Annotated in this window: 7 protein-coding genes, 1 tRNA gene and 1 pseudogene; 2 read left to right on the forward strand and 7 right to left on the reverse strand. The window is 64.7% G+C overall.

The window, feature by feature from the left end:
- Window positions 1–10: 10 nt before the first annotated feature.
- The 3 genes from ACESL8_RS02570 to nth all read right to left on the reverse strand — a co-directional run bounded on the left by ACESL8_RS02570 (window position 11) and on the right by nth (window position 1,232).
- A tRNA-Arg gene (locus tag ACESL8_RS02570) sits at window positions 11–87 on the reverse strand.
- Between the two features lie 57 nt (window positions 88–144).
- Window positions 145–516, reverse strand: a complete 372-nt coding sequence (locus tag ACESL8_RS02575; RefSeq protein ID WP_372915641.1) for a hypothetical protein — start codon at window positions 514–516, stop codon at window positions 145–147.
- A gap of 53 nt (window positions 517–569) precedes the next feature.
- Window positions 570–1,232: an endonuclease III gene (nth, locus tag ACESL8_RS02580; protein WP_372915643.1), complete on the reverse strand. Its 663-nt coding sequence runs from the start codon at window positions 1,230–1,232 to the stop codon at window positions 570–572.
- A 60-nt stretch (window positions 1,233–1,292) separates the two neighbouring features.
- Between nth and ACESL8_RS02585 the strand changes: the two genes are divergently transcribed.
- On the forward strand, window positions 1,293–1,772 hold the full coding sequence (locus ACESL8_RS02585) for a DUF2244 domain-containing protein (RefSeq protein ID WP_372915645.1): 480 nt from the start codon (window positions 1,293–1,295) through the stop codon (window positions 1,770–1,772).
- Here ACESL8_RS02585 and dapB read toward each other — a convergent pair.
- On the reverse strand, window positions 1,742–2,545 hold the full coding sequence (gene dapB / locus ACESL8_RS02590; RefSeq protein ID WP_372915647.1) for a 4-hydroxy-tetrahydrodipicolinate reductase: 804 nt from the start codon (window positions 2,543–2,545) through the stop codon (window positions 1,742–1,744). The two genes, ACESL8_RS02585 and dapB, sit on opposite strands and share 31 nt — an antisense overlap.
- 146 nt (window positions 2,546–2,691) lie before the next feature.
- Between dapB and ACESL8_RS02595 the strand changes: the two genes are divergently transcribed.
- Entirely contained in the window at window positions 2,692–3,399 is a 708-nt protein-coding gene (locus ACESL8_RS02595) for an NAD-dependent deacylase (protein ID WP_372915649.1), read from the forward strand.
- Between the two features lie 102 nt (window positions 3,400–3,501).
- Here ACESL8_RS02595 and ACESL8_RS02600 read toward each other — a convergent pair whose 3' ends face one another.
- From ACESL8_RS02600 to ACESL8_RS02610, 3 genes and pseudogenes are all read right to left on the reverse strand, one after another.
- Entirely contained in the window at window positions 3,502–4,008 is a 507-nt protein-coding gene (locus tag ACESL8_RS02600) for a hypothetical protein (protein ID WP_372915651.1), read from the reverse strand.
- A gap of 125 nt (window positions 4,009–4,133) precedes the next feature.
- A complete protein-coding gene (locus ACESL8_RS02605) occupies window positions 4,134–5,384 on the reverse strand; it encodes an MFS transporter (RefSeq protein ID WP_372915653.1) in 1,251 nt (416 codons plus the stop codon).
- A 69-nt stretch (window positions 5,385–5,453) separates the two neighbouring features.
- Window positions 5,454–5,572 (reverse strand): annotated as a pseudogene (locus ACESL8_RS02610) (IS630 family transposase); the annotation flags it as partial.

Here is a 5,572-nt window from a genome sequence, read left to right on the forward strand (position 1 = left end):
CAATGAAAAGTGGTGCACCCGACTGGATTCGAACCAGTGGCCTCTGCCTTCGGAGGGCAGCGCTCTATCCAGCTGAGCTACGGGTGCCTGTGCGAAGGCGCTGTTAGCAGTGGTTGCGGGTGCGCGCCAGACGGATTTGTGTGTTCAGCGGTTCTTGACCGGTTTGGGCGGCTGGCGTTCGAACTGGCCGAGGCCGCAGGTGGAGCCGGTCAGGCCGGGGTTGCCCAGCACGATGACGCGGATGATATCAACATTGCACAATTGCGGGATGCTGGTGGTGTAGCTGAAGGCGCGATCGAAGCCGAGGCCGGGGCAGCTGCGCGGCAGGCGGTTGCGCCACACGCTGCCGTCGCGCAGGCGGAAATCGATGGTTTGCCCGTCCACCACATCGCTGCCGCGGATCTGTGGCATGGGCAGGCAACTGCGCGTTTCGGGCGCCGCTGCTGGAACGGCGGCAGGCTGGGCAATCGCGGGTGCCGCCAGCAGCATTACCGTCAGCAAGAATGCGCGCATCATTCGTCCTCCACCATACGCAGGGTCGCGCCGGCGTGCTGAACCGCTGCTGAACTTCAGGCCAAAACCTGCTTGGCCTTGAACTGGCACAGATGTGCCACCTGGCAATCGAGGCACTTGGGGCTGCGCGCGGTGCACACATAACGGCCGTGCAGGATCAGCCAATGGTGGGCATTGCGGCGCCACGGCGGCTTCACCCGTTTCATGATGCCGTTTTCCACCGCCAGCACCGTCTTGCCCGGCGCCAGGCCGGTGCGGTTGGCAAGGCGGAACACGTGGGTGTCCACCGCGCAGGTTTCCTCGCCGAACAGCACGTTGACCACCACGTTGGCGGTCTTGCGGCCCACGCCCGGCAGGGTTTCCAGCACGTCGCGGCCAGCCGGCACCTCGCCGCCAAAATCATTCACCAGCCGGCGCGAAAGGGCGATCACGTTTTTCGACTTGGCATTGAACAGGCCGATGGTGCGGATGTGCTGCTTGAGGCCTTCTTCGCCCAGATCGAGCATCTGCTGCGGCGTCTGCACTGCTTCGAACAGGCGCTTGGTGGCCTTGTTCACCCCGACATCGGTGGCCTGCGCCGACAACACGACGGCAACCAGCAGCTGATAACCATTGCCATAGGCCAGCTCCGTCTCCGGCTCTGGCCGGGCTGCGGCAAGGATGCGGAAATAGCCGTCGATTTCGGCCGCTGTCTGCAAGCGTTGATAGATTTTGGTCATGATGTCGCCCTTCCGCCAAAGCGGTTGGCAGGTAAAGCCTCATGCGAATATGAAGTCGAAGTGTCGCTGGATCTCACTCTCACGCCGAATCGGTCTCTGCCGCGCGATCATGCGCGGCTGCTGGTGCTGGTGGTGGGCGGGTTGTTCCTCATCGGCTCCATCCGTTTCCTGGTGCTGGGCCTGTGGCCGATCATTCCGTTCATGATCGCCGATGTTGCGCTGCTGGCCTGGGCGCTGCGCAGCAATTACCGATCGGGCGGCGCGCACGAGCGGCTGGTGCTGGCCCATGACGCCCTCACCCTCACCCGCGTCAGCCCGTGGGGTGAAGCGGTGAGCGAGCAGCTGGAGGCCTATTTCACGCGGGTTGATATCGAGGAAACCCCGCTGGGCGATGCCCATGTTTTCCTGGCGTCACGCGGCCGGCGGCTGCGGATCGGGCAATTTCTATCGGCGCCCGAACGGCGCGAAGTGGCCGCGGTGGTGCGCGAAGCCTTGGCGCGCTACCGCAATCAGAGCCCCAGCACGTCGGCCATGGCATAACGCCCGGGCTTGCGGCCCGCCAGCCACTGCGCCGCCTTCAAGGCGCCGCGTGCAAATATGCTGCGGTTTTCAGCACGATGCCACAATTCGATGCGCTCGCCTTCGCTGGCCAGCAGCACCAGATGATCGCCCGCTGCACTGCCGCCGCGCAACGATGCAAAGCCGATATGGCCTTCCACCCGCGCGCCGGTGATGCCATCGCGGCCCCGATCACTGTGGCTGACCAGATCGATGCCGCGTCCCTTGGCGGCCGCCTCACCCAGCGCCAGCGCCGTGCCTGATGGCGCATCCACTTTCAACCGGTGGTGCAGTTCGGCAATCTCGATATCCCAGTCCGGCCCCAGCGCGGCGGCAGCCTGTTCGACCAGCCGCGCCAGCAAGGTAACGCCCAGGCTGGTATTGGCGGCCTGCAACACGGCGATGTCGCGTGCGGCGGCGTCGATCAGGGCGTGGTGTTCGGCATCCAGCCCGGTGGTGCCGATCACCAGCGCGCAGCGGCCTTCCTGCGCCGCCTCGATGCTCGCATAAAGCGTAGCCGGCACCGAAAAATCGATCAGCACGTCGCATTTGTGCGCGATGGCGCCGATGTTGGAGCAGATGGTGAGGGTTTCGGGATGCCCCGGCCCCGCCGCGCGCCCGCAACTGGGATGGCCGGCCCGTTCCACCGCGCCCGACAGGATCAGGCCGGGCCAATCGCCCAGCGAGGTGATGATGGCCTGCCCCATGCGGCCGCCGGCCCCCAGCACGCCAATCCTGATCGGCTTTTTCGTCATACCAGCCACTTTGGCGGCTTGGCGGCGACTGTGCAACCGCTCAGGCACGCTAGCGCCTCCGACGGCTGAGCCCGCCCGCTGCCCTTTCATCTGCCCAAGCAGCCACAGCTTGCGGCACTTCGCCAGCTCCGGCTACGTTTGCCGCCATGGCTGCATCACCCAAAATCGTCATCCTCACCGGCGCCGGCATTTCGGCCGAATCCGGCGTGCCCACCTTCCGCGCCGCCGACGGCCTGTGGGAAGGCCACCGCGTGGAGGATGTGGCCACCCCGCAGGCCTTCCGCCGCAATCCGGCGATGGTGCAGCAGTTTTACGATCAGCGCCGTGCGTTTCTGGGGCAGGTGGAACCCAATGCGGCGCACACTGCGCTGGCGCGGCTGGAGGCGGAACGGAGCGGGGGCTTTCTGCTCGTCACCCAGAATGTCGATGATCTGCACGACCGCGCCGGCCACAACAACTTGCTGCACATGCATGGCGAGCTGAATTCGGCTTTGTGCACCGGCTGCGGCGCGGCGCGGCCATGGCGCGGGCCGCTGATCGGCAACCCGCCGTGCCTCGCGTGCCGGCAGAGCGGCGGATTGCGCCCCGATATCGTCTGGTTCGGCGAGATGCCCTACCACATGGAGGAAATCACCGCCGCAATCACCCGCTGCGATCTGTTCGTGTCCATCGGCACGTCGGGCGCGGTTTACCCGGCGGCGGGTTTCGTCCAGTGGGCGCGCGAAGCCGGCGCGCGCACGCTGGAACTCAACCTCGAACCGTCCGCCGGCACGCCGATGTTCGACGAAGCCCGCCACGGCCCGGCCGGCGAGCTGGTGCCAGCATGGGTGGAGGAGATGCTGGCGGGACGGTGAAGGCAAGCAAGAGGGCCTCCGGCGGGCAGGGTCGCAGACCCTGCACTCGTTTGCTTTCGGGCGGTGCTCGATGGCAGCTTTGGCGTGGGAAGCGGACGCCCGCTATTTGCTCTCCGAAGCGCCTGCTGGCGAAACTACCCGCGTGTTGAAGCTCTCCCCATCGAAGTAGCTCGCTTCACCCTGTCCGCTGTCGAGTGCGAAGATATTCACCCCGGCTAATCCACGAGATTTATCGTTCGCCAGCGGGTTCGCTAGCGCGATCCCAATATCCTTCGCGTCATGTAATGCTATCTGAGACAGGACGTAAGTGTCGACCTTAGCTGGGGACTGAATGACAGCTACGACATAGGCCACCCTTCGCTGGTCATTCAGCAGGATACGAGCCTCATCCGCCTTCCCATCGCCATCGAAGTCGGCTGTCACTGCAAGATAGCCGCCGGCCTCTGTTCGACGCCTAGCCGCCCACGGGCTATCCGTAAAATCGGCCATCGTTGCTTCTCTGAAACCCATCGAAAGAAATGCGATAGGTGGCAGCTTAGCTCCGTGGGCCTTCGTCGCTAACAGAACGCATGTGAGGGCGGTTGCCAATCTTGGGTTGCGAATGACCATGGCGAGACAGTGGCACGCGGATGCGAGGGACCGCAAGGGAACGCAAACGGACGCGCCCAAAACCCGCTCACTTCAAACCAAACGGGTGCAGGGACTGCGTCCCTGCCCGCCGGAGGCATCCTTATTCAGCCTTCGTCCAGCGCGCGGATATCGGGTTGCATCAGCTGGATGAACAGCAGCGCCGTCAGATAGGCGCCCGCCGCGATGGCGAACATCGGCCAATAGCCGACGCCGTTGGTGAGGCACCAGCCGGTCAGCTCGATGATGCCGGTGCCGGTGAGGTTGCCGGCCACCCCGCCCAGCGCCATCACGCCGGCGACGCGGGAGGTGGGGACGGTATCGGCGGCCAACCCGAAGATGTTGGTGGAAAAGCCTTGGTGGGCAAACAGCGCCAAGCCAATGATGAGCGCCGCCGCAATCGGCCCGGACACCTGCAGCGCCAGCGGCATTGGCAGGATGAGCACGGCATAAAACAGCATGCTCGATTTGCGGGCGCGGTTGACGGTCATGCCGCGTTTCAGCAGTGCCGGAAACAGGAAGCCGGAGCTCAGCGCGCCAAGGCCGGCCAAGCTGAAGATGATGGCAGTGGGCACGCCGATCTCACCCTGCGACAGGCCGAAAGTTTTCGCCAGAAAATCGGGCGACCAGAACAGCACGAACCACCACACGCAATCGGTGAACGCCTTGGCGCCCACGATCGTCCACGTGCGATGATCGCGCAGCAATTCGGACCAATTGCCATCAAGCGCTGCCTTCTTCACGCCCGCCGCCGGAACCAGCCGGCGCGTGCCGATGATCCAGAACGCCAGCCACACAAACCCCAGCGCGCCGGTGACGATGAAAGCCGCCTTCCAGCCAAAGGCCAGCGCCAGCGGCGGGATCAGCAGCGGTGTCAGGATGGCACCGATATTGGGCGCGGTGTTGACGAGGCCAAGGCCAAGGCTGCGCTGGGTGAGTGGCAGATAGGTGGCCGCCGCCTTCACTGCGGCCGGCGTGTTGACGCTTTCGGCCACCGCCAGCACGCTGCGTGCCACGACAAACTGGCTCACGGTGGCGGCGGCCGCATGCGCCATGCCGGCCGCGCTCCACACCGCAACGGCCACGCCATACGCGGCGCGCACCCCGAAACGATCGACGAACCACCCCACCGCCAGCAGCGCAAACGCCGCCGACAACTGGAAAACGCTGCCGAGATGGGCGAATTCCTGATCGGTCCAGCCGAATTCAACCTCAAGCGTCGGTTTGAGCAGCGCCAGCACTTGCCGATCAACATAATTCAACGCGGTACCGGCAAACAGCAGCGTGATCAGCAGCCAGCGCGCCCGCGCTTCGGCCGCGCTCTGGCCAGACAAATCATGCGTCACTTCACTCGCCAACTCGCCAACTCCCTGCCGTTTTCACCGGCAAGCTGGCCGCGGCAGAGGGCTTATACCAAGTCGCGATAATCATGACCCATGTGCCCATTGGCGCATTCCGATGGATTTGATGCGGTCTGGCTGATCGATCAGCTTGTTCCAGGCGTCACAGCAGTGATCGACGATTTCGGTGTAGGACCCGAAGATGC

The sequence above is a fragment of the Sandarakinorhabdus sp. genome (assembly GCF_041689835.1).
GTDB lineage: Bacteria > Pseudomonadota > Alphaproteobacteria > Sphingomonadales > Sphingomonadaceae > Sandarakinorhabdus.

Bases quoted from the DNA above. Each gene is read 5' to 3' on its own strand.
- ACESL8_RS02575 (WP_372915641.1), bottom strand. From the start codon at position 516: ATGATGCGCGCATTCTTGCTGACGGTAATGCTGCTGGCGGCACCCGCG.
- nth (WP_372915643.1), bottom strand. From the start codon at position 1,232: ATGACCAAAATCTATCAACGCTTGCAGACAGCGGCCGAAATCGACGGC.
- dapB (WP_372915647.1), bottom strand. From the start codon at position 2,545: ATGACGAAAAAGCCGATCAGGATTGGCGTGCTGGGGGCCGGCGGCCGC.
- ACESL8_RS02595 (WP_372915649.1), top strand. From the start codon at position 2,692: ATGGCTGCATCACCCAAAATCGTCATCCTCACCGGCGCCGGCATTTCG.
- ACESL8_RS02600 (WP_372915651.1), bottom strand. From the start codon at position 4,008: ATGGTCATTCGCAACCCAAGATTGGCAACCGCCCTCACATGCGTTCTG.